This is a genomic window from Cryobacterium sp. TMT1-62, from assembly GCF_004403145.1.
GTDB lineage: Bacteria > Actinomycetota > Actinomycetes > Actinomycetales > Microbacteriaceae > Cryobacterium > Cryobacterium sandaracinum.
The window spans coordinates 15,569-38,426 of sequence record NZ_SOGZ01000015.1; the positions used below are offsets into that span (position 1 = coordinate 15,569).

General features: G+C 68.1%; 21 protein-coding genes. 2 read left to right on the forward strand and 19 right to left on the reverse strand.

The features are described from left to right. Nucleotides 1-10: 10 nt before the first annotated feature. The 8 genes from E3T34_RS03415 to infC form a co-directional block, all read right to left on the reverse strand. A complete protein-coding gene (locus E3T34_RS03415; RefSeq protein ID WP_104101242.1) occupies nt 11-934 on the reverse strand; it encodes an amino acid ABC transporter permease in 924 nt (307 codons plus the stop codon). Then, a complete protein-coding gene (locus E3T34_RS03420; RefSeq protein WP_104170093.1) occupies nt 931-1,578 on the reverse strand; it encodes an amino acid ABC transporter permease in 648 nt (215 codons plus the stop codon). The genes E3T34_RS03415 and E3T34_RS03420 overlap by 4 nt, the downstream gene beginning before the upstream one ends. A gap of 135 nt (nt 1,579-1,713) precedes the next feature. Further along, the gene (locus tag E3T34_RS03425) at nt 1,714-2,583 is read right to left on the reverse strand and encodes a glutamate ABC transporter substrate-binding protein (protein ID WP_104101238.1); all 870 of its coding nucleotides are present in this window, start codon (nt 2,581-2,583) and stop codon (nt 1,714-1,716) included. Nucleotides 2,584-2,620: 37 nt separating this feature from the next. Then, nucleotides 2,621-3,409: an amino acid ABC transporter ATP-binding protein gene (locus tag E3T34_RS03430; protein ID WP_104101236.1), complete on the reverse strand. Its 789-nt coding sequence runs from the start codon at nt 3,407-3,409 to the stop codon at nt 2,621-2,623. A gap of 67 nt (nt 3,410-3,476) precedes the next feature. Next, nucleotides 3,477-4,277 carry an RNA methyltransferase gene (locus E3T34_RS03435; protein WP_104101233.1) on the reverse strand — a complete coding sequence of 267 codons (801 nt, stop codon included), beginning with the start codon at nt 4,275-4,277 and terminating at the stop codon, nt 3,477-3,479. 152 nt (nt 4,278-4,429) lie between these two features. Beyond that, entirely contained in the window at nt 4,430-4,816 is a 387-nt protein-coding gene (gene rplT, locus E3T34_RS03440) for a 50S ribosomal protein L20 (protein WP_104101231.1), read from the reverse strand. A gap of 27 nt (nt 4,817-4,843) precedes the next feature. Further along, complete coding sequence (gene rpmI, locus E3T34_RS03445; RefSeq protein WP_104101228.1) at nt 4,844-5,038, reverse strand: 50S ribosomal protein L35; 195 nt, start codon at nt 5,036-5,038, stop codon at nt 4,844-4,846. Next, entirely contained in the window at nt 5,031-5,657 is a 627-nt protein-coding gene (gene infC, locus E3T34_RS03450) for a translation initiation factor IF-3 (RefSeq protein WP_104101226.1), read from the reverse strand. The genes rpmI and infC overlap by 8 nt, the downstream gene beginning before the upstream one ends. Before the next feature lie 286 nt (nt 5,658-5,943). On the opposite strand from infC, the gene E3T34_RS03455 reads away from it, so the two are divergent. Beyond that, nucleotides 5,944-6,291 (forward strand): DUF1844 domain-containing protein, encoded by a 348-nt coding sequence (locus E3T34_RS03455; RefSeq protein ID WP_104101224.1) that lies wholly within the window; start codon nt 5,944-5,946, stop codon nt 6,289-6,291. A 134-nt stretch (nt 6,292-6,425) separates the two neighbouring features. On the opposite strand, the gene E3T34_RS03460 is transcribed toward E3T34_RS03455, so the two are convergent. The 8 genes from E3T34_RS03460 to E3T34_RS03495 form a co-directional block, all read right to left on the reverse strand. After that, on the reverse strand, nt 6,426-7,205 hold the full coding sequence (locus tag E3T34_RS03460) for a DNA-formamidopyrimidine glycosylase family protein (RefSeq protein ID WP_104101222.1): 780 nt from the start codon (nt 7,203-7,205) through the stop codon (nt 6,426-6,428). Beyond that, nucleotides 7,198-11,931 carry an ATP-dependent helicase gene (locus E3T34_RS03465; RefSeq protein ID WP_134342197.1) on the reverse strand — a complete coding sequence of 1,578 codons (4,734 nt, stop codon included), beginning with the start codon at nt 11,929-11,931 and terminating at the stop codon, nt 7,198-7,200. Before E3T34_RS03465 ends, E3T34_RS03460 begins: the two co-directional genes overlap by 8 nt. Before the next feature lie 210 nt (nt 11,932-12,141). Continuing rightward, on the reverse strand, nt 12,142-12,942 hold the full coding sequence (locus E3T34_RS03470; RefSeq protein WP_104101218.1) for an SseB family protein: 801 nt from the start codon (nt 12,940-12,942) through the stop codon (nt 12,142-12,144). Then, nucleotides 12,926-13,672, reverse strand: a complete 747-nt coding sequence (gene priA / locus E3T34_RS03475; protein WP_134342198.1) for a bifunctional 1-(5-phosphoribosyl)-5-((5-phosphoribosylamino)methylideneamino)imidazole-4-carboxamide isomerase/phosphoribosylanthranilate isomerase PriA — start codon at nt 13,670-13,672, stop codon at nt 12,926-12,928. Before priA ends, E3T34_RS03470 begins: the two co-directional genes overlap by 17 nt. Before the next feature lie 57 nt (nt 13,673-13,729). Next, nucleotides 13,730-14,362: an imidazole glycerol phosphate synthase subunit HisH gene (gene hisH / locus E3T34_RS03480; RefSeq protein ID WP_104101211.1), complete on the reverse strand. Its 633-nt coding sequence runs from the start codon at nt 14,360-14,362 to the stop codon at nt 13,730-13,732. Further along, on the reverse strand, nt 14,359-14,982 hold the full coding sequence (gene hisB, locus E3T34_RS03485) for an imidazoleglycerol-phosphate dehydratase HisB (RefSeq protein WP_104101207.1): 624 nt from the start codon (nt 14,980-14,982) through the stop codon (nt 14,359-14,361). Before hisB ends, hisH begins: the two co-directional genes overlap by 4 nt. Nucleotides 14,983-15,008: 26 nt before the next feature. Beyond that, nucleotides 15,009-16,088 carry a histidinol-phosphate transaminase gene (locus tag E3T34_RS03490; protein WP_104101204.1) on the reverse strand — a complete coding sequence of 360 codons (1,080 nt, stop codon included), beginning with the start codon at nt 16,086-16,088 and terminating at the stop codon, nt 15,009-15,011. Between the two features lie 49 nt (nt 16,089-16,137). Then, nucleotides 16,138-16,494, reverse strand: a complete 357-nt coding sequence (locus E3T34_RS03495) for a LysM peptidoglycan-binding domain-containing protein (RefSeq protein ID WP_104101202.1) — start codon at nt 16,492-16,494, stop codon at nt 16,138-16,140. Nucleotides 16,495-16,777: 283 nt separating this feature from the next. Between E3T34_RS03495 and lexA the strand changes: the two genes are divergently transcribed. Continuing rightward, nucleotides 16,778-17,482 carry a transcriptional repressor LexA gene (gene lexA / locus E3T34_RS03500; protein WP_104101199.1) on the forward strand — a complete coding sequence of 235 codons (705 nt, stop codon included), beginning with the start codon at nt 16,778-16,780 and terminating at the stop codon, nt 17,480-17,482. 193 nt (nt 17,483-17,675) lie between these two features. On the opposite strand, the gene metE is transcribed toward lexA, so the two are convergent. From metE to hflX, 3 genes are all read right to left on the reverse strand, one after another. Beyond that, entirely contained in the window at nt 17,676-20,018 is a 2,343-nt protein-coding gene (metE, locus tag E3T34_RS03505) for a 5-methyltetrahydropteroyltriglutamate--homocysteine S-methyltransferase (RefSeq protein WP_134342199.1), read from the reverse strand. Next, on the reverse strand, nt 20,015-21,010 hold the full coding sequence (locus tag E3T34_RS03510) for a methylenetetrahydrofolate reductase (protein WP_134342200.1): 996 nt from the start codon (nt 21,008-21,010) through the stop codon (nt 20,015-20,017). Before E3T34_RS03510 ends, metE begins: the two co-directional genes overlap by 4 nt. Nucleotides 21,011-21,303: 293 nt before the next feature. Further along, nucleotides 21,304-22,842 (reverse strand): GTPase HflX, encoded by a 1,539-nt coding sequence (hflX, locus tag E3T34_RS03515; protein ID WP_104101193.1) that lies wholly within the window; start codon nt 22,840-22,842, stop codon nt 21,304-21,306. Between the last annotated feature and the right edge of the window lie 16 nt (nt 22,843-22,858).

The window sequence follows — 22,858 nt, forward strand, 5'->3', positions numbered from 1 at the left end:
TTTAGTGCCGCTAAAGCCCCCGGGCGCCCATCTGGTTGCCGAGCGCAGCGGGGTAGACCACCTCGGGATCGAGGGGCTTCTCAGGCGGCGCCTTCGTGTCCGTGGTGACGCCGCCGGACTTGGAGCCGGTGCGGCGGGCGATGACGCGGGCCAGCCAGGAGAGCAGTAGGTTCATCGTCAGGTAGATCGCGAGCACGACGAGGAAGAAGGAGAAGGAGTACCGGCTGCCGAAAAAGTTCGTCAGGTTGTACAGCCCGCTGCGGAGGAGCTCCTCGTAGCCGACCACGAACGCCAGGGACGTGTCCTTGAGGAGCACGACGAGCTGCGCGATGATGATCGGCAGCATCTGCCGGAACGCCTGCGGGAACTCGATCCGGAACCGGGTTGCCACGGGCGTGAGCCCGATGGCCAGCCCAGCCTCGCGCTGGCCGCGAGGCAGGCTTTTGATGCCGGCCCGCAGCGCCTCGCCGATGATCGCGCCGTTATAGACGGAGAGGGCGGCGACACCGGCCCAGAAGGAGCCGGTGGAGAAGACGAGGAGGATGAAAAGCATCATCAGCAGTACGGGCATGCCGCGCACGAATTCGAGCACGACCGTGGTCGGGATCCGAATCCATTTAGTATCGGAGACGCGCCCGAAGGAGAACAGCACACCGAGCACCAGGGCGAACGCAGCGGCGACGCCGGCCATTCGGAGGGTGTTCAGTGCTCCGCGGCCGAGCGTGCGCCAGACCTCGCGGTCGGCGAAGACGTCCCACCGGGAGACGTCCCAGAGGCCCGGCTGAACGGCGCCGTTGGCGCTGGTCTTGGGCGCACCCAGCGCCAAGATCAGCCAGACCAGGCCGGCGGCGATGACGAGGCCGGCCACCACGGAGAACAGCCGGGAACGGAAGATGGCCTTGGGGCCCGGAGCGTCGTAAAGCACGGAAGTCATCGGAGAACCGCCACCTTCTTCTCGACCCGACCGGCGATCAGGCCGAGCGAGATGGTGACCAGGAGGTAGAAGACTGCCACGGCGAGCAAGATCGCGAGCACCTCATCGCCGCGATCGTTGGTGATCTTGCGGGCGGCGCCGAAGAGTTCGAAGACGAAGAAGGCGCCGGCGACCGAGGTGTTCTTCGTCAGGGCGATGAACACATTGATGAGCGGCGGGATGACCATGCGCACCGCCTGGGGCATGACGACGAACGAGAGGGTCTGCGTGAAGGTCAGACCCACGCTGCGGGCGGCCTCGGCCTGACCCACGTGCACACCGTTGACGCCCGAGCGCAGGGCTTCGGCGACGAACGGCGAGGTGTAGACGGTGAGTCCGATCGTGGCGAGCACGAAGTAGCCTGGGCTGAACTGGAGGTAGGGCAGGATGTAGGCGCAGAAGAACAGCACCAGCGTGAGCGGGGTGTTGCGCACGATCTCGGTGTAGACGGTGGCGAATCCGCGCAGGGATGCGACGGGCGAGATGCGCATGGCAGCGATGATGATGCCGAACACGAGCGCTCCCGTGCCGGCCAGAAGCAGAAGGCCCAATGTATTTCTGAAGCCCTCCAGAAACAGGGGCAGGTTTTCGATGACTGCGTCCACAACTCACCTCCTCTTCTGTAGTGACTATCTGGATGTCGTGCGGGTGGGTCGTGCGGGTTCCAGGAAAAAGGTGCTGGTCGAGGCGGCCGCCTGTGCGGCGCGGCCGCCCCGATCAGCAGGTGCTGCTTTCGGCGACTAGTACCGGTCGACTGCCGGCGGGGTCGGGGTCTCGAGCACGGTACCGGCGGTCGCTTCCCAGGCTTCGGCCCACGTGCCATCCTCGTACGCCTCATCGAGCACATCGTTGATGAAGGTGCGGAACTCGGTGTCGTCCTTCTTCAGGCCGATGCCGTAGGGCTCCTTGGTGAAGGGGTTGTCGACAACCTCGAACTCACCGGCGTTCTGGTCGGCGAGGCCGGCCAGGATAACGTTGTCCGTGGTCACGGCGACAACCTCGCCGCTGCGGAGCGGGCCCAAGCAGTTGGAGTAGGTGTCGGTCGCGATCACGTTGTCGGAGTACGCGGCGATGTTCTTCTCCGACGTCGAGCCGCTCACGGTGCAGACGGGCTTGCCGGCGAGGTCCTCCGGGCCGGTGATCTTGTCGGGGTTGCCGGCGAGCACAAGCAGGTCCTGGCCGGCCTGGTAGTACGGTCCGGCGAAGTCGACGACCTCCTTGCGGGTGTCGTTGATCGTGTAGGTCGCGACGACAAGGTCAACCTGGCCGTTCTGGAGGAAGGGCTCGCGGTTGGCCGAGACGGTCTCGGTCCACTTGATCTTGTCGGCGGAGATGCCGAGTTTCGCGGCGATGAGCTTGCCGATCTCGACGTCGAAGCCGACCGGGTTGTTGTCCGGGCCCTTGAGGCCGAACAGCGGCTGGTCGAACTTGGTGCCGATGGTGATCGCCCCGGCCTCGTTCAACGCGGCCATGGAGGTGCCGGCTTCGAACTCAACCGTTTCCTCGACCGGTGCGGCCTCGGGCGTCTGGGCGGAATCGGTACATCCGCTCAACGTGAGAACGCTCGCGAGGGCAATGGCCGAAATCATTAGACCTTTAGTGAGTCTCATGGGTATCTCCTGATTGCTGTGTCGTCCTGCACACCGGTTAGTGGGCAAGTATTTTGGAGAGGAAGTCCTTCGCTCTCGAGCTCTGGGGGTTGGTGAAGAACTGCTCGGGCGTGGTCTCCTCGACGATCTCGCCCTCGGCCATGAAGATGACCCGGTCGGCGGCGCGGCGGGCGAAGCCCATCTCATGCGTGACGACGATCATGGTCATGCCGTCGTTAGCCAGGTTGATCATGACCTCGAGCACCTCGTTGATCATCTCGGGGTCGAGCGCACTGGTCGGCTCGTCGAGCAGGATGACCTTCGGGTCCATGGCGAGAGCCCGTGCGATCGCGACCCGCTGCTGCTGTCCACCGGAGAGCTGGGCGGGCATCTTCTTGGCCTGGTTGGCCACGCCGACACGCTCGAGGAGGACCATGGCCTTTTTCTCGGCCTCGGCCTTCGACAGGCCGCGCACCTTGATCGGCCCGAGGGTGACGTTCTCGAGGACGGTCTTGTGGGCAAAGAGGTTGAACGCCTGGAACACCATTCCGACGTCCGCGCGCAGCTTGGCCAGCGCCTTGCCCTCGGCCGGCAGCTTGACGCCGTCGATCGTGATGACGCCCGCGTCGATGGTCTCGAGCCGGTTGATGGCCCGGCAGAGGGTGGACTTGCCGGAGCCACTCGGCCCGATCACCACCACGACCTCGCCGCGGTTGACCACGGCGTTGATCTTCTTCAGCACGTGAAGGTCACCGTAGTGCTTGTCCACGTCACTGATCACGACGAGAGGCTCACCGCGCAACACCGTGATGTTGGACGTCGCCGGCGCAGATTCTGTAGGCTCCATGTCCCAAACCTAGGCTAGAACAGGGTTTCTCAGAACCACCAAGCCGGTGGTTACCGAGCTGTGATAATCAGCTGCGCTGAGCAAATGCGCTTTCATACAGGCAAACACTGGCGGCCGTCGCCAAGTTCATCGATTCGGCGTGACCGTAGATGGGAACAGAAATGGACCGGTCGACCACGGCGAGATCTTCGTCGGTCAGTCCGCGGGCTTCGTTGCCGAACAGCCACGCCGTCGGAGCGACCAGAAGCCCCTCGGTGCGGGCAGCGAGCAAATCGGTGCCCTTGACGTCGGCGGCGAAGATCTGCAGGCCGGCGGACCGGGCCCGTTCGCGCACGTCGGAGAGCGTCGCGCTGACGGCGACGGGGAGGTGGAAGATCGAGCCGGTCGAGGAGCGCACGACCTTCGGGTTGTACAGGTCCACGCTGCGGCCGGTGAGGATCACGGCGTCGGCGCCGGCGGCATCCGCGGCACGGATGATGGTGCCGGCGTTTCCGGGGTCGCGCACCTCTTCGAGGATGGCGATGAGCTTGGGCTCGTTGGCGAAGATGTCCTTGACCGAGGTGGGAAACTGACGGCACACCGCGATGAAACCCTGCGGCGTGACCGTGTCGGCCATCGTTTCGAGCACCTGCTCGGTGACGAATTCGAGCTCGGCGCCCACCTCTTGGGCGACCTGGGCGATCTCGGGGTGCCGCTCGAGGGCGGTGGGGGTCACGAAGAGCTCCACAACAAGGTCGGGCCGGAAGTTGAGGGCCTCGGAGACCGACTGGGGGCCTTCCAGGAGGAACAGCCCCGCCTCGGAGCGAGCGGCTCGATTCGCCAGTTTCGCGACAGCCCGCACGCGCGGAGAACGGGGATTATCTAACATGCCTCCAGCTTACTTGCCGGGGCGGGGCGGCTGTGTTCCCGCTCGGGGCACACGCGGCGACCCGGCGAACCGGCCCCGGGCACGCAAAACGGGAGCGGGCGCGGGGCCCGCTCCCGTGGAGAGTGCGTGATAGTGCTGGTGCCGGCTGACAGCTACGCGGCGACCCGGGGTGCCGACGTGTCGGCGGGCAGTGCTGCCTTGGCGCTCTCGACGATGGCCGCGAACGTGGCGGGCTCGTTGACGGCCAGCTCGGCCAGGATGCGACGGTCGACCTGAATGCCGGCCAGGGCGAGACCCTGGATCAGACGGTTGTAGGTCAGGCCGTTCGCGCGGGACGCAGCGTTGATCCGCTGGATCCACAGGCGACGGAAGTCACCCTTGCGTGCACGACGGTCACGGTAGCTATAGGTAAAGGAGTGAGTGAGCTGCTCCTTGGCTTTGGTGACCAGACGCGAGCGCTGACCGCGGTAACCCTTGGCGCGCTCGAGAATAACGCGACGGCTCTTATGGGCGTTTACGGCCCTCTTGACTCTTGCCATTTTCTTAGTTCCTTACGGGGTACGGGTCTAGCGACCGAGAAGCTTCTTGATGACCTTGGTGTCGGCCTTGGCCAGCACCTGGTCGTGGTTCAGGCGGGACTTGCGCTGGGTGCTCTTGACCTCGAGGTTGTGGCGCAGGCCGGCCTGCTGCTTCATGATCTTGCCGGAACCGGTGACCTTGAAGCGTTTCTTCGTCCCGGAGTGGGTCTTCATCTTAGGCATCTTTTTCCTCCAGTTTCGCTGCCTTATCAGCAACTTTGTCAGCCTTGTCGGCAACCTTTTCTGCCCGATCGGCAGCCTTGTGTGCGTTGATCTCGGCCTTGGCTTCCGCTTTGTTCTTCAGCGGGCCAACGACCATGACCATGTTTCGACCGTCAATGGTCGGGCTCGATTCCACGGAACCGAACTCGGCGACATCCTCGGCAAATTTTTGGAGCAGACGTACGCCCTGGTCGGGACGGGACTGTTCGCGGCCACGGAACAGAATCATGGCCTTGACCTTGTCACCGGCCTTCAGGAAGCCCTCGGCGCGCTTGCGCTTGGTCTCGTAGTCGTGCTTATCAATCTTGAGACGGAAACGAACCTCTTTCAGGATCGTGTTCGCCTGGTTGCGCCGGGCCTCCTTGGCCTTCTGCGCAGCCTCGTACTTGAACTTGCCGTAGTCCATGATCTTGGCAACGGGCGGCTTCGAGGTCGGTGCAACCTCGACGAGGTCAAGATCGGCCTCCTGTGCAAGGCGCAGCGCAACATCGATGGCCACGACCCCAACCTGCTCGCCGTTAGGACCAACGAGACGGACTTCGGGGACGCGGATACGGTCATTTGTACGGGGATCGCTGATGCGTCTCTCCTCTTCTCATGCATCGTGGCTACAGCCAGGAGACGGATGTCGCCCGGAGACGAAGAGAGGAAAAACGCGTCTGGATTGTCGGAGAAAACTACCCGAATACCACAGACGACACCCTGTCTACCCACGCGGAGCGGATTCCTGTTGGAGTCCAGCGCCGCGAAGGCGGAGTGCAACTACCCGGTAACCTATATGAAGCGGTATGCGCGGGTGGGAGATTATCCACTTTCGTACCGAGACTTGCATCTCGGAGCCCGGTCGAGTCTAACAGAGGAATGCAGTGACCAACAGCAACGAGCAGGATGCAGCCCAGGCAACACGCGATATCGCCGACGTGCCGGCCGTGGAGATCATCACGACGGCATCCGTTCACCTGATGAGCGCCGCCGCGGTCAAGGTGGGCCTGGCCGACGACCCGGAGAACCAGACCGACCTCGACGAGGCGCGCAAGCTGATCACGGCCCTCGCCGGCCTGATCACCGCCGCGGCCCCCGACATCGCCGACATGCACGCGCGCAGCCTGCGCGACGGTCTGCGATCGCTGCAGCTGGCCTTCCGGGAGGCCTCGGCCATCCCCGACGCGATCGGCCAGGGTCCGGGCGAAAAGTTCACCGGGCCGGTCAACTAGGGACGAACAGCCGGCTCGGATGGGTCGCGGTGCGGCTCCCTGAAGTGACCTAGCACCGTGGAAAACCAGTCGACTCCGGCGGGGGTTTCTGTGGTCGAATTGGTTCGGGCCAGAGCCGCTACGGGGCCACGAGCTCAGGTCTGGCAGCGCGGGCACCAGTAGGTGACCCGCAATTCGAGCTCGGTGCGGCCGAGCCGGCCCTGCTCGACCGCGGTACCGCAGCGCCTGCAGGGCTGGCCGGCGCGGCCGTAGACCCAGCTCTGCATGCCGCGCCGGGCATTGCCGGTCGTGATCCGCTCCGTGCGGTCACGGTTCGCCAGGATCAGGCGGCGGGCGAGGGCGACGAGGCCCAGGACATCCGTCACCTCGGCCACCGGCCGGGACGGCAGCAGGCCGCGAAGAAAACCCAGCTCGTTCACGTAAACGTTGCCGAGCCCGGCGAGGTTGCCCTGGTCGGCGAGCGCCACCGCGATGGGTTGCGCGGGACGTGATTCGAGGCGACGCACGGCTTCGGCCGCATCCCAGTCGGGGCCGAGGAGGTCAGGTCCGAGGTAGTCGAGGAGCGCGGCCTCCTGATTGAGCGGCACCACCTCGAGCAGCCCGAGTTCGAAGCCCACAGCCACCCACTCCACCGTCTCGAGAACGATGCGCGCCTGGAACGCGGGGCGGCGCCAGGCGCTCCCATGACGGTAGAGGTGCCACGACCCCTCCATTTTCAGGTGAGAGTGGATGCTGGCCTCCCCTACGCGCATCAGCAGGTGCTTCCCGCGACTGAGAACCTCGTGCACGGTCTGCCCGGTCAGGTCGACGGTGGCGAACGCCGGCACCCGCACGTCGCAGCGGGTGAGCCGGGCTCCGTGCAGGGCCTGGTCGAGGTTCCACGCGGTGCGGTAGACGGTGTCACCCTCAGGCATGCAGCTTCACTCCCCGCGGGGTTACGCCAAATCCGGCCGCGAGCAGGGCGGTGCCCACCGCTGTTCCGATCACGAACACGCCGTTGACGGTCTCCACGCCGAGCTTCGGAACCCGCCTAGCGGTGACCGTGCCGGCAAGGGTCGCCGCGGCGAGGGTCAGGACCGCAGTCGGTCCGCCATTTTCGACGGCGGGTTCACGGTTCCCATCGGCACGGTTCCCGTCGGCACCATTCCCGGCCGCTTTGTTCCCGGCCGCTCCGTTTCCGGCCGCCCCGTCGAACGCGAGCACGGTCTTGCCGCCGCGTTCGACGTAGAGCACCAGAGCCCCGTCGACGAGCACGACCAGCGCGCCGGCCTTCCGTCCGGGGCGGTGCCCGGTGCCCTCGGGCAGCGGAGGCCAGGGCAGCACCGAGCCGTAGGGGTTCGCCGGGTCGGTTGCGGCGAGGGTGATCGCCACCGGTTCCGGATGCTGTGCCTCGGCGACGTAGGAGCGCAGCCGGTCGATCGTGCCGACCGTGGCGAACTGGGCGGCCCCGAGACCCTCGATGAAGTAGCCGCGCCGGCACCGCCCCATCTCCTCGAAGCCGCTGAGGGTGCGGTAGACGAGGGCGAAGCCGCCCGTCACGCCCTCCCCCATCACCGAACCCCGGGTGACGACGCCGTAGCGTTCGAGCAGGGTCTCGCCAAGGGCGTGCGCCCGACGGGTGGGCGAGTCATCGGCGACCGGAACGATCGACCAGCGCCCGGATACGGTCGGTGGCCCGGTGCGGGACGGGAGGGTGCCACGCGCGGGGATGCGGCCGCCGTGCAGCCGGGCTCGCGGGGCGGCCCGGCGGGTGCTGTGCGCCGCGCGCCCGCCGGAGAGCAGGGCGCGTACGGGGGCGAAGGTGTCGTTGCCCACCAGTCCCGCCCAGACCAGGTCCCAGAGGGCGGCGGCGAGGCCGGCGTCGTCCTGGCTGCCGACGGCATCCGCGAGTTGACGGAAGAAGAAGGCCCCGCCGCCGGCCAGGGTGGTCAGAATCTCCTGCTGGAGCGCAGTGGTCTCCAGCGGGGTGGGCAGCGGCAGGGTGAGCGGCGCCGTGTCGCGCAGGTGCATGCTGATCCAGCCGTCGTTGCCGGCCAGCGTGCCGGCGCCGGCCCAGAGCACCTCGCCCGTGTTGGTGAGCTCGTCGAGCATGCCCGGCCGGTAGTCTGCGACGCGGGAGGGCAGCACAAGCGTCTCCCAGGCGGATGCCGGGATGCGCGCCCCCTCCAACTGTTCGATCACGGATGCGACCCCGTCGATCCCGCGCAGGCGCCCGCCCACATGCTGCCAGGCCGGCAGGAACCGGCCCATTGTGACCTGGTCGACCGGCTCGACCTCGTGCCGGAGCGCGGCCAGGGAGCGGCGGCGGAGGCGCCTCAGCACCTCGGCGTCGCACCACTCGCTGCCGGTGCCGTGCGGCCGGAACTCGCCCTCGAGGAGGCGGCGGGCCCCGGCCAGCCGCCGGAGGGCGACGAGCGCCACGGCCGGACCGAGCCCGAAGCGCGCGGCCACGTCGGTGAGAGTGAACGGGCCGTGGGTGCGGGCGTACCGGCTGACCAGGTCGCCGAGCGGGTCCGGCACCGGCTCGGTGAACACGGCCGGGACCCCCTGCGGCAGGGGGACGCCGAGGGCGTCGCGAAGCCGGGCGGCGTCTTCGATGGCCGCCCACCACTGCTGCCCGGCGAAACCGACCGGGATGATGCGCCGGGCGTCGAAAAGCACCTGCAGGCCCTCGGCGGCGCCCGGTGACACGGCGGGGTCGAGGCGGGCGGCCACCTCCGCCGTGGTGAGCGGTCCGAGGCCGCGGAGCAGGTCGGCGATGCCCTCGACTCCGCGCGCCTTCCGGTCGGCCGGCAGCCGCTGCAGTTCCAGGTCGGTCTGCTCGATCACGGCCGGGTCGAGCAGCTCGCGCAGCTCCACCCGACCGAGCAACTCGGCCAGCAGGCTGGAATCGAGCGAGAGGGCGGTGGCGCGCCGCTCGGCGAGCGGGGAATCTCCCTCGTACATGAACGCGGCCACGTAGCCGAAGAGGAGGGTGCTCGCGAACGGGCTCGCGGCATCCGTCTGGGTCTCGACCAGGCGCAGGGTGCGACTGTCGATGCGGCGGGTGAGGGCCAAGAGGGCGGGCAGGTCGTAGACGTCCTGCAGGCACTCGCGCACGGTTTCGAGGATGATCGGGAAGGTCGGGAAGGTGCGGGCCACGTCGAGCAGCTGCGCGGCCTTCTGGCGCTGCTGCCAGAGCGGTGACCGCCGGCCCGGGTTGTAGCGCGGGAGCAGCAGTGCCCGCGCGGCGCACTCGCGGAACCGGGCGGCGAACAGGGCCGACCCGCCGACTTCGTCGGTGACCATCTGTTCGAGCTCGGTCGGGTCGAAGACGAAGAGGGAGCTTCCGGGTGGGTCGGACTCGGTGTCGGGGATGCGCACGACGATGCCGTCGTCACTGGCCACGCAGGCCCCGTCGAGACCGTAGCGCTCCCGCACCCGGGCGCCCACGGCGAGGGCCCAGGGCGCGTGCACCTGCAGGCCGAACGGGGAGTGCAGCACCACCCGCCAGTCGCCGAGCTCGTCTCGGAACCGCTCGACGAGGAGGGTGCGGTCGGTCGGGACCTGACCGGTCGCGGCGCGCTGCTCGGCGAGGAAGGTCAGGAGGTTGTCAACGGCCCGCTCGTCGAGGCCGCTGGCCCGGCAGCGTACCCGGGCCTCCGCGTCGGGGAGCGCCGAGACCTCGCGCAGGAACGCACCGATCGCCTCACCGAGCTCGGCCGGCCGGCCGAGGCCGTCGCCCTTCCAGAACGGCAGCCGCCCCGGTTCACCGAAGGCGGGCAGCACGAGCACCCGGTCGTGGGTGATCTCCTGGATACGCCAGCTCGTCGTGCCGAGGGCGAAAACGTCGCCGACCCGGGACTCGTAGACCATCTCCTCGTCGAGCTCCCCCACCCGGCGGCCGGTGGCCTGGTCGCCGCCGACCATGAAGACGCCGAATAGGCCGCGGTCGGGGATCGTGCCGCCGCTGGTCACCGCGAGCCGTTGCGCGCCCGGGCGCCCGGTGAGGATGCCCGTCTCCCGGTCCCAGACGATGCGGGGGCGCAGCTCGGCGAACTGGTCGGAGGGATACCGACCAGCAAGCAGGTCGAGGGTGGCCTCGTAGGCCGACCGCGGGAGGGCGTGGAAGGGGGCGCTGCGGCGCACGGTGTCGAACCACTCCTCCGCGTGGATGGGTTCGAGGGCGGTTGCCGCCACGGTCTGCTGGGCGAGGATGTCGAGTGGGTTGGACGGCACCTGCAGGGATTCGATCAGGCCGGCGGCCATGCGCTCGGCGGCGACGGCCGCGTGGATGAGATCGGCCCGGTGCTTGGGGAAGATCACGCCCCGGGAGACCTCGCCCACCTGGTGCCCGGCCCGGCCGATTCGCTGCAGCCCGCTGGCCACGGACGGCGGCGACTCCACCTGCACGACCAGGTCGACGGCGCCCATGTCGATGCCGAGTTCGAGGCTGGACGTCGCCACCACGCAGCGCAGCCGCCCGGCTTTCAGGTCGTCTTCGATCAGTGCGCGCTGCTCCTTGCTGACGGACCCGTGGTGGGCGCGGGCAAGCAGCGGCTCGGCCCCGGCGCTCTGGCCGCTGGCGCCCATGAGCGCGGCCGGCGGGCCGGGTGCCGCAGTGCCGACGGGCGCGAGGGCAGGCATCCGCTCGGTCATCACGGCCGGCATCGCGGCGGGCACGAGCTCGTCCTCGAGGCGTTGGGCATAGATCTCGTTGAAGCGCGCGGTCAGCCGTTCGGCCAGACGGCGGGAGTTGGCGAACACGATCGAGGAGGTGTGCGCCAGCACCTCGTCGACGATTGCCTCTTCCACATGCGGCCAGATGGACCCGGTCTGTGGGGCGGCGGCGGCCGTCGAACCCTCCCGCACCGGTGCCGGGCCGACCTGGCTCATGTCGTCGACGGGAACGACCACGCTGAGGTCGAATCGTTTGGTCGACACCGGTGCGACGATCTCCACCGGTGCGGACCCTCCGAGGAACCGGGCGACCTCGGCGGCCGGTCGCACGGTAGCCGACAGTCCGATGCGCTGGGCCGGGCGGGCGAGCAGGTCGTCGAGCCGTTCCAGTGAGACGGCCAGGTGCGCGCCGCGCTTGCTCGCCGCGACCGCGTGCACCTCGTCGATGATGACCGTGTCCACGGCGCGCAACGATTCCCGCGCCGCCGAGGTGAGCATGAGGAACAGCGATTCTGGCGTGGTGATCAGGATGTCCGGCGGCGTTTTGACCAAGCTTCGGCGTTCCGTGGCCGGAGTGTCCCCCGACCGCACGCCGACGGTCACCCGGGGCGGGGCGAACCCGAGACGCTCGGCAGCCTGGACGATGCCCACCAGCGGGGCCCGCAGATTGCGTTCCACGTCGACGCCGAGCGCCTTGAGCGGCGAGATGTAGAGCACGCGGGTTCCCGGCGCGGTGACCCGGTCAGGACGCGCCGAGGCTTCTGAGACATCTGCGGCCTCCGCAGTATCCGCGGCCAGGCGGTCGATGGCCCAGAGGAACGCGGCGAGAGTCTTACCTGACCCGGTGGGGGCCACCACCAGCGCGTGCGAGCCCCGAGAGATGGCGTCCCACGCCCCGAGCTGGGCCTCGGTGGGTGCGGCGAAGGCCTGCGCGAACCAGGCGCGGGTGGCCGGGGTGAATCGGTGCAGAACCTCGTTCATACGACTATCCTCGCCGATCCGCCTGAGCCGGGCCACTCGAACCAATTCGACGGAGATTCTGAGCTAAAACGGGCTTTCCCGGACATCCAGGACCGATTTTGCCACAATCTCCGTCGAATTCGTTCGTGGCGGGGGCGGGGGCGCGGGCGGAACGCGGAGCGCGGGGCCCGGAACCCGGAGCCCGGAACCGCCGACGATGGAAGAGGCCGCCTAGGCGGAGGGCAGCAGCTGCACGGTGAGGGAGTCCACCTGGGTGGCGATGACGTCGCTCGATGACCAGCGAGCCGCGAGCCGGGCGAGGGTCGCGTCGAGCTCGATGCGGGTCAGGCCGTCCACGAGCTCGAGACGCACAATTAGTTCCGGTCCGGCGAGGCGGGCGGCCGGGTCGCCGGGGGCCAGCTCAACCCCGAGCACACTCAGTTCGGTGGACACGGAGTCGGCAAAGGCATCCGCGACGTCGCGACTGGCATAGCTGGGGGTCCAGGGCAGGGACTGGGCGATGGCCCACAGGGCCGGGCGCCGCACCACGAACTCGGTGGGCGCGGTCGGATCGAGCACGACCAGATCGGTGTTCTCCTGAGCCGCGGCCAGCGCGACGCGCACGCCGTCGGCCGGGACCGGCCGGGCCTGCGTGTTCCACGCCGTCATCGCCGCGACCGAGGAGAACACGGGAAGCACCGTGCGGCCGTCGGGCCCGGCCACGGTGATGATCGACAGTTCCTGGGTCTTGTCGACGCGGAGGCCGGCCTCGGTGGTGCCCGATTGGCCGAGTTCGGTCACCAGGGGAACGAGCAGCCGTGAGCCACGGATGGCGTCGACCACCGTCTCTTCGCCGGCCTCCCGAGCCTGGAAGCGGCGCACGGCCGCCAGCAGCGGCTCGGGCGCGAGCCCGTCGTCGTCGCTGTGCATGTTGGGCTCAAACTGTCGTCCCTCCCACGGTTGCCCGGCGGAGTCGCCCCCTCCGGGTCCGCCGGGAAGGCCGGTGGAGCCGAGGTTACGCGCCCGCGACATCCAGCGCCTCGCTCAGGGTGAACGCCCCCGCGTAGAGGGCTTTTCCGACGATCGCGCCCTCGAGTCCGAGCGGTACAAGTTCGCGCAATGCGCGGAGGTCGTCGAGGCTGGAGATGCCGCCGGAGGCGACGACCGGTCGGTCAGTGCGCTCCATCATCTGGCGGAGCAGGTCGATGTTGGGGCCTTGCAGCGTGCCGTCCTTGGTCACATCGGTGACGACGTAGCGCGAGCAGCCAGCCTCCTCGAGACGGGCTAGCACCTCCCAGAGGTCCCCTCCCTCCCTGGTCCAGCCGCGGGCGGCGAGGGTGGTTCCGCGCACGTCGAGCCCGACGGCGACGGCGTCCCCGTGCCGGGCGATGACCTGCGCCGCCCACTCCGGGTTCTCCAGTGCCGCGGTGCCCAGGTTGATCCGGCTGACGCCCGCGTTCAGGGCCGCGTCCAGCGACGCGTCGTCGCGGATCCCGCCGGAGAGCTCGATCTTCACGCCCGTGACCTCGCGGATCACAGTGCGGATGACATCCGTGTTGTTGCCGCGACCGAAGGCCGCGTCGAGGTCGACGAGGTGGATCCACTCGGCGCCCTGGCGGGCCCAGTCAAGTGCCGCGTCGACGGGGTCGCCGTAGTTGGTCTCGGTGCCGGCTTCGCCCTGGGTCAAGCGAACGGCCTTGCCGTCGGCCACATCCACGGCGGGCAGCAGAACGAGACGGAGGGAAGGGGTATGCACAGTCATGGGTGTCCTCGGTTGGGAATGGTCGCGGCGACCGGGTCAGTCAGGGAAAAGTCAAGGTCAGTTCTTGACTGTGCCGAGCCAGTTATGGAGCAGACGGATGCCTGCCTCACCGGATTTCTCCGGGTGGAACTGGGTGGCGGTAAGCGGTCCGTTCTCGATGGCGGCCAGGAAAGGTTGTCCGTGCTCGGACCAGGTGAGAATCGGTTTCGGGAACGGCGGCATGACGTCGAGGGACCATTCCTGGGCGGCGTAGGAGTGCACGAAGTAGAAGCGCTCCTGCTCGAGGCCATGGAACAGCGTCGAGCCCTCCCCCGGCGTGACCGTGTCCCAGCCCATGTGCGGCAGCACCGGCGCCGTCAGCTGCGTCACGGTGCCGGGCCATTCGCCCAGCCCCTCCGTGTCCACGCCGCGTTCGACGCCGTGCTCGAACATGATCTGCATGCCCACGCAGATGCCCAGCACCGGGCGTCCGCCCGCGATCCGGCGGTCGATGATCTCGTCGCCGTGCACCGCCTTCAGAGCCTGCATGACGGCGCTGAACGCGCCCACGCCGGGCACGACGAGCCCGTCGGCCTCAAGCGCCTGACGGCGGTCGCCGGTCAGCGTCACCTCGGCCCCGGCGAGTTCGAGTGCCTTGACGGCGGAGTGCACGTTTCCGGTGCCGTAGTCGAAGACAACGACGCTGGTCACAGCGCACCCTTGGTCGAGGGGACGCCGGACACCAGCGGGTCGAGCGCCTTCGCCTGGCGGAACGCGCGGGCGAACGCCTTGAATTCGGCTTCGGCGATGTGGTGCGGGTCGCGGCCGCCCTGCACGGTGACGTGCACCGTGAGGCCGCCGTTGAAGGCGATAGCCTCAAACACGTGGCGCACCATGGAGCCGGTGAAGTGGCCGCCGATCAGGTGGAACTCGAAACCGGCCGGCTCGCCCTGGTGCACGAGGTAGGGGCGCCCGGAAATGTCGACGACGGCCTGTACGAGGGCCTCGTCGAGCGGCACGACGGCGTCACCGTAGCGGGAGATGCCGGATTTGTCCCCGAGAGCCTGCTTGATCGCCTGGCCGAGCAAGATGCCGACGTCCTCGACCGTGTGGTGCACATCGATCTCGATATCGCCGCGGGCGCGCACGGTGAGGTCGGTCAACGAGTGTTTCGCGAAGGCCGTGAGCAGGTGATCGAAGAACGGGACCGACGTCTGGATGTCCGACTCACCGGTGCCATCGAGATTGAGCGACAGGTCGATGCTCGACTCGCTGGTCTCGCGCTGCAGGTGGGCGAAACGGGGCGAGGTGGTCGCGAAAGAGAAGCTCATACGACTAGTTTATTGGCCCGCGCCGTTCACGGCCGCCCAAGCGCCTCGAGGGCGTCGAGGAACGCCGTGGTCTCGGCCTCGGTGCCGGCGCTGACCCGCAGGTGGCCCGGGATGCCGACGTCGCGCACAAGGATGCCTTCCGCCAGCAGCGCCTCGAAGGTGGCCCGAGGGTCCTCAACGCCGCCGAACAGCACGAAGTTGCTCGCACTGCGCAGCGGAGTGTAGCCAAGCCGGGCCAGTTCGCTCACGATGCGGTCCCGCTGCCCGCGGATGTCGTCGACCATGGCAAGCATCGCGGGCGTGTGGACGAGCGCGGCGACCGCGGCAGCCTGGGTGAGCGCGGACAGGTGGTAGGGCAGACGAACCAGGCGGAGGGCATCCGTCACGGCGGGATCGGCGGCCAGATAGCCGACGCGCACACCGGCGAAGGCGAACGCCTTGCTCATGGTGCGGGACACCAGCAGGCGCTCCCGGCCGGGAAGCAGGCTCAGGGCGGTTGGCGCGTCATCCGTCCCGAACTCGGCGTACGCCTCGTCGACGACAACGATGCCGTCGCTCGCATCGTAGACGGCCGCGATCGTTTCCAGGGACAGGGGCGTGCCGGTGGGGTTGTTCGGCGAGCAGAGGAAGACGAGGTCAGGGGCAACCCGGTCGACCCACTCGAGCGCCGTGGCCGGGGAGAGTTCGAACTTTGCGTCACGACCGCCCGCGATCCAGCGGGTGCCGGTGCCGGAGGCCAGCAGAGGGTACATGGAGTAGGTCGGCGCGAAGCCGAGCACGGACCGACCCGGGCCGCCGAAGGCCTGCAGCACCTGCTGAAGAACCTCGTTGGAACCGTTGGCGGCCCAGATGTTCTTTCGGGTGAGGCCGTGACCGAGATAACGGGCGAGGGAATCCCGCAGCTCGGTGAACTCCCGATCGGGGTATCGGTTCACGGTCGTGACCGCCACGGCCAACGCCGCCACGATGTCCTGCGCCACCTCAGCCGGGATGCCGTGGGTGTTCTCGTTCACGTTGAGAGCCACCGGCACGTGCAACTGCGGCGCCCCATAGGGAGTGAGTCCGCGCAGATTATCGCGAAGGGGCAGATCGTTGAGACTGGTCACTCCCCCAATATTACCGGGGTGAGACCGGCGGGGGCTCGCCGCGGGTAGTTCACAGGTCGTTCGGAAGCGCCAGCCGCTGACCGGGCTGCACGCTGTCGGACGGCAGCTGATTGAGGCTCACAATCTCGGCGATCACCTCGCGCGGATCGGACGTGGGCGCGATTGTCTCGGCAAGTTGCCAGAGCGACTGCCCCGACTTGATGGTGACGTAGTCGAAGGCCGAGGCCACGTGAGCGACGGTCGAGTTCTCGGCGGCGGCGATGCCTCCGTTGAGGGCGACGGCCAGGGCCACGGCCACGAGCGGAAAGGCAGCCAGGGACGTGAAAACGACGCGACCGCGCCGGGTGAGTCGGAGCCGGGTGCGTCCGGTCGCGATGGGGGCGCCTCGTTCAAGTGCAGTGCTCATGTGATACCTCCTGTGAGAAGACGCATCCGACTCTCGGCCGGGAGAGCCGGATGCGAACTTATGTTCCGAATGTATATTCGATTATTCGAACAATCAAGCCTTATTCGGTAGTTTCTGAAATATTTATTCCGACCCACTCGAATACATGTTTGTTTAATGAGCTCAACGCGGATACAGTTTCGATTGTTGATTGACACTCAATCAGGCACCCCCGACATTCGCGTGAATCGGCGGCATTCGCTGCTTGCTGCCAGCGCATCAATCAAAACGAGGAGCGACGAACGTGGCACAGAACACCAGCGGTCCCCGCGACAAGGGCGGCACCAGACGGCGCAAGAGCCTCAGCGAGAAGCAGCTCGCCATCCTCGACGTCATCCAGCGCTCGGTCAGCCAACGCGGCTATCCGCCGAGCATGCGCGAGATCGGCGACGCCGTCGGCCTGTCGTCACTGTCGAGCGTCACCCACCAGCTCAACCAGCTGGAACTGAGCGGTTACCTCCGCCGAGACCCGAACCGTCCCCGAGCACTGGAGGTGCTCATCGAGATTCCGCAGTCGCCCGAAGACACGACGGCCGGAGCCTCGGAAAGTTTCCACACCGGAGTGCAGGTCGGCGACGCCGCCATGGTTCCGCTCGTCGGTCGCATCGCCGCCGGCATCCCGATCACCGCCGAACAGCAGATCGACGAGATTTTCCCGCTACCCCGCCAGCTGGTGGGCAAGGGCGATCTGTTCATGCTCAAGGTGTCGGGCGAATCGATGATCGACGCCGCCATAATGGACGGAGACTGGGTCGTCGTGCGGCAGCAGAAGACCGCCGAAAACGGTGAAATCGTTGCAGCCATGCTCGACAACGAGGCAACCGTCAAGGTCTTCCGCCAGCGCGACGGGCACACCTGGCTACTGCCCCGCAACACCAACTTCGAACCCATCGTCGGCGATCACGCCGAGATTCTGGGGAAGGTTGTGGCAGTGCTGCGGTCGGTTTAGGGCATCAGCACTCAAGCACATCAGCATTTCAGGCGGACTCTTGGTCTCGACGGTTTCGACCAGCGTCGTGGAGACGCGCGAGTGTTGAGTCACCATGGTTATTTCGGTCGGGTCTTGTGAGCCGGGTCTTGTGGGCCGGGCACGAACACTGTTCTTGGTGTCGTGCCCGGCTTTTGTGTGGGTGGAGGCGGGGTCAGGAGGAGACGGAGGAGGTCAGGCGGGCGCGGAGGATGCGGGTGGCGGCGAGCATGTTGTGCAGGGACTGGACGGTTTCGGTGTAGCCGCGGGTTTTGAGGCCGCAGTCGGGGTTCACCCAGAGCCGGGTGGCCGGGATGGCCGCCGCGGCGCGCTCGAGCAGGTCGGTGAGTTCAGACACGCTCGGCACACGCGGCGAGTGGATGTCCCACACTCCCGGGCCGATACCGTGGTCGAAGCCCTGGGACCGGATATCGCCCACCACCTCCATGCGAGAGCGTGCCGCCTCGATGCTGGTCACATCGGCGTCCAGGTTGCGGATCGCGTCGATGACCACCCCGAACTCCGAGTAGCAGAGGTGGGTGTGGATCTGGGTGGCCGCGGCCGCACCGGCCGTCGCCAGGCGGAAGGACCCCACCGACCAGTCGAGGTATTCCGCCTGGTCCTTCTGCTTCAACGGCAGCAGCTCCCGCAGCGCGGGCTCGTCGACCTGGACGATCTGAATGCCGGCCGACTCCAGGTCGGCGATCTCGTCCCGGAGGGCCAGGGCCACCTGCCTGGCCGTCTCGCCCAGCGGCTGGTCGTCGCGCACGAACGACCACGCGAGGATCGTGACCGGACCGGTGAGCATCCCCTTGACGGGCTTGGGCGTCAGCCCCTGCGTGAACGCCGACCACTCGACCGTGATGGGCCGCGGCCGGGACACGTCACCCCAGAGGATCGACGGGCGCACGCACCGGCTGCCATAGGACTGCACCCAGCCGTTCTCGGTGACCGCGAAGCCGTCCAGGTTCTCGGCGAAGTACTGCACCATGTCGTTGCGTTCCGGCTCCCCGTGCACGATCACGTCGAGGCCGATGTCTTCCTGCAGCGAGACGACCCGGCGGATTTCGGCGCGCATCAGGTCCCGGTAGTCCGCGGTGCTCAGCACCCCCCGTACCAGCTGCGCCCTGGCCCGACGGATGTCCCCGGTCTGCGGGAAGGATCCGATCGTGGTCGTCGGCAGGAACGGCAGCCCGAGGGCCATCTCCTGGGCTGCCACTCGGGCTGCGTAGGCGCCCCGGGTGAAGTCGCCCGGAGCGAGCGCGTCGGCGCGCACCCGAACGGCGCCATCGTGGACTCCGGGAGCCACCCCCCGCGCGTCGAGGGCCGCGGAGGCCGCAGAGAGGTCGATCTCGATGGCACGGCGACCCAGACTGAGGCCGCGGGCGAGTGTGGCAACCTGCGCGACCTTCTGATCCGCAAAGGCCAGCCAGGTCTTCAGGTCGTCGTCCAGCGCCGATTCGTCGTCGACGTCGTGGGGAACGTGCAGCAGCGAGGTTGAGGTGGAAACCGAGATCCGCGGCGAGAGGCGGACCAGGCCGGCCGCCGTGTCGAAGGCGGCGGCCAGGTCGCCGCGCCAGATATTGTGGCCGTCAATGACGCCGGCCACGAGAGTGGTCGTGTTTAGTCCGGGGGTCTCCGCCGGCACGCTTCCCCGCACGAGGTCAAGCCCGATGGCTTCCACCGGGGTGATGGCAAGAACGGGTAGGGCGTCGTCGAGGCTGCCGTACGGCGCGGCGACAAACAGGGCGGGACGCTCGGCGAGGGCGCCGAGGGTGTTGTAGGCGAAGCGGAGGCCGGCGAGGGCATCCGTTCTCGGGATGTCGATGCTCTCGCTGACCAGGGCAGGCTCGTCGAGCTGCACCCATTCGGCTCCAGCGGCGCGCAGCCGCTGCAGGAGGGCGGCGTAGACCGGCACAAGGTCGTCGAGGCGGTCAAGCGGACTGAATCCGGCCGGGGCCTCGTCGCTGGGCTTGCTCAGCAGCAGGAAGGTGACCGGGCCGACGATGACGGGCCGGGTCAGGAATCCGGCCGCCTTCGCCTCCTCGAACTCGCGCACCAGGCGGGTGCCGGCGAGGGTGAACTCGGTCTCGGGGCCGATCTCCGGCACCAGGTAGTGGTAGTTGGTGTCGAACCATTTGGTCATCTCCAGCGGCGGATTCTCCCCTTCGCCGCGGGCGAGGGTGAAGTAGCCGGCCAGGTCGAGGTGGCCGTCCGCGCCCCGCAGATGCGCGAACCGGGCGGGGACGGCGCCCACCGTGCACAGGGCATCCAACATCTGGTCGTAGTAGGAGAAGGATTCCGGGATGGACGAGTCGTCCCGGCCGAGTCCCAGCTGCACGAGGCGCTGCCTGGTGCTCTGGCGCAGGGCGGCCGCGGTCGCTTCAAGCTCGTCGGCGCTGACCGATCCGGCCCAGAACGCTTCGACGGCCTTCTTCAGTTGGCGGCGCGGCCCGATGCGCGGGTAGCCCAGGATGGTGCCGGCGGGAAAGGCGGGAAAGGCGGAAGAATGGATCATGAGTTCTCCTTGACGGGGTGAGGGGCAGGCAGTGCGGAAGCAGGCAGGGTGGGGGTGAGCAGACCGCAGCCGTCGAGCACGGCGAGCACGGTCTCGTGCTGGTTGAAGGCGTAGAGGTGCAGCCCGGGGGCACCGCCGGCGATGAGTTCCCGGGCCAGTTCGGTGGCCTGGCGGATGCCGATCTCACGCTGGCCTTCCTTCGTCGGCTCCACCTCGAGCGCGATCGCCAGCTCGGACGGCAGTTCCTCGCCGGACAACTCGAGGATGCGGCGCAGGCGGGCCGGGCTCGTGACCGGCATGATCCCGGGCAGGATCGGGAATTCGACCCCGGCGGCACGGGCTCGCAGGATGAAGCTGAGGTAGTGGTCGGCGTGAAAGAAGAGTTGCGTGATCGCCAGGTTGGCGCCGGCGGCCTGCTTGGCCAGGAGCGCGTCGATGTCCTGAGTGGCCGACCGGGAGCGCGGGTGGCCGTTCGGGAAGGCGGCCACGGCGATGCGTACCTTCTCCCGTTCCCGCTTGATCGTGCGGGCGGCAGGGAGTCCCGGGATCACGGCCTCGCGGTACGGCACCCGCTCGGCCTGCACCCGGTGGATCAGCTGCACCAGTTCCGCGGCGCTGCCCAGGTCGCCGAGGAAGGCCTCACCCTCCCGAATGCCTTCCGGCGGGTCGCCACGCAGGGCCAGGAAGCTCCGCACCCCGGCGTCCAGAAACTCCCGGATCAGCTGGCTCGATTCCGCGTTGGACGAGCCCACGCAGGTGAGGTGGGCCAGCGGGTCCACGGTGGTGGTGCGCAGGATGTGGGTGAGCACGTCCAGGGAGGAGCGCCGGGAGGAGCCGTTCGCACCGTAGGTGACCGAGATGAATTCCGGGCCGGCCGCGGCCAGCCGCTCGATAGTGGCGTGCAGCACGGAGGTGGCAGCATCCGATGTGGGCGGATACAACTCGAATGAGAACGGGATTTTCCGGCATGCAGGATCCGAGGTGTGGGGCATTGCTCCTCATTCGACAGTTGCCAGTGTCAGTCACCGGGGGCCGGGCGACCGCGGACCGCCCGGTAAGCCAGGCGGGCGTTCGCGGGCGGGTGCCGGGCTCGGCTGTCGCTCCATGCCGCCGGTCAGGAGACCGGCGGCAACGATTGAGAAGATCCTAACAAGCACGCCCGGTGCCCGGCAGGTCTGTGACCGAATATGTCATCAGCTGGCGCCGGAGCGGCTCAGGCAGGCCGGAGGAGTGCGGACATCGGCAAGCGAAGGCCTGCCGAGGTACGCGGAGCGAAGCCGGCGGGTCAGCCGGTGACGGCCGGCGGCACGGCGAACGGCTCGAACAGCGCCCGAATCTCATCAGTCACCAGAGCCGTAACCCGGGTGCCGGTCTCGGCGTACTCGGTGGACAGCACCGTGCCCTGATCGTGCAGCACCGCGATCAGGTCGCCCCGCTCGTAGGGGATGAGCAACTCGAGCCTGATCGACGGCCGCGGCAGCAGGTCCGAGATGGTCGCGAGCAGTTCCTCGATGCCCTCGCCGGTGCGGGCCGAGACGAAAATGCCCTTCGGCCAGAGTCCGCGCAGCACGAGCCCGTCATCATCGCTGATCAGGTCGCTCTTGTTGAAGACGACGACCTCCGGGATCTCCCGGGCGCCGACCTCGGCGATGACCTCGCGCACTGTGGCAAGCTGGCTCGCCGGGTCAGGATGCGAGCCGTCGACGACGTGCACGATGACGTTGGCGTCGGCGACCTCCTCGAGGGTGGACCGGAACGCCTCCACCAGCTGATGGGGCAGGTTCCGCACGAACCCGACGGTGTCCGTCAGCGTGTAGAGCAGCCCGTCGGCCGTCGTCGACTTGCGCACCGTGGCGTCCAGGGTGGCGAACAGGGAGTTCTCGACGAGCACGCCGGCCCGGGTGATGCGGTTGAGCAGGCTCGACTTGCCGGCGTTGGTGTAGCCGACGATGGCGACGGATGGCACGGCGTTGCGCTTGCGGTTGGCCCGCTTGGCCTCGCGAGCGGGTTTCATCTCGAGGATCTGCTTGCGGAGGCGGGACATCCGGGTGTGGATGCGCCGGCGGTCCAGCTCGATCTTGGTCTCGCCGGGGCCGCGCGAACCCATGCCCGCACCGGCGCCGCCCACCTGGCCTCCGGCCTGGCGGGACATCGAGTCGCCCCAGCCGCGCAGGCGGGGAAGCAGGTATTCGAGCTGGGCGAGTTCGACCTGGGCCTTACCCTCGCGGCTCTTGGCGTGCTGACTGAAGATGTCGAGGATCACGGCGGTGCGGTCGATGACCTTCACCTTGACGACGTCCTCGAGGGCGCGCCGCTGGCTGGGCGCCAGCTCGGTGTCGGCGATGACGGTGTCGGCGCCCATCGCCTTGACGATGCCGGCCACCTCTTCGGCCTTGCCCTTGCCGAGGTAGGTGCTGGCGTCGGGCTTCGCTCGGCGCTGCATGAGGCCGTCGAGAACGGTGGCGCCGGCGGTCTCGGCCAGCGCGGCGAGTTCGCGCATGGAGTTCTCGGCGTCCGCGACGGTCCCGTGCGTGTACAGGCCGATCAGAACGACGTTCTCCAGCCGGAGCTGGCGGTACTCGACCTCGGTGACGTCCTCGAGTTCGGTGGAGAGGCTGGGCACGCGGCGCAGCGCGTTGCGGTCCTCGCGGTCCTGCTGCACGCCGTCGTGACCCTCGTCGTCGTGCGACGGGCCGGATTCGGCCTGCAGAGCCTGCGCGGAGCCGCTGCGGAAAAGCGAATAGCCGGCAGCCTTGCTATCAGCGCTGGCGAGAACGCGGGCGACCACGTCGTCGGTGTCGTCGGGCAAATGTGACTCAGTCATCCCTTTAACAATACTT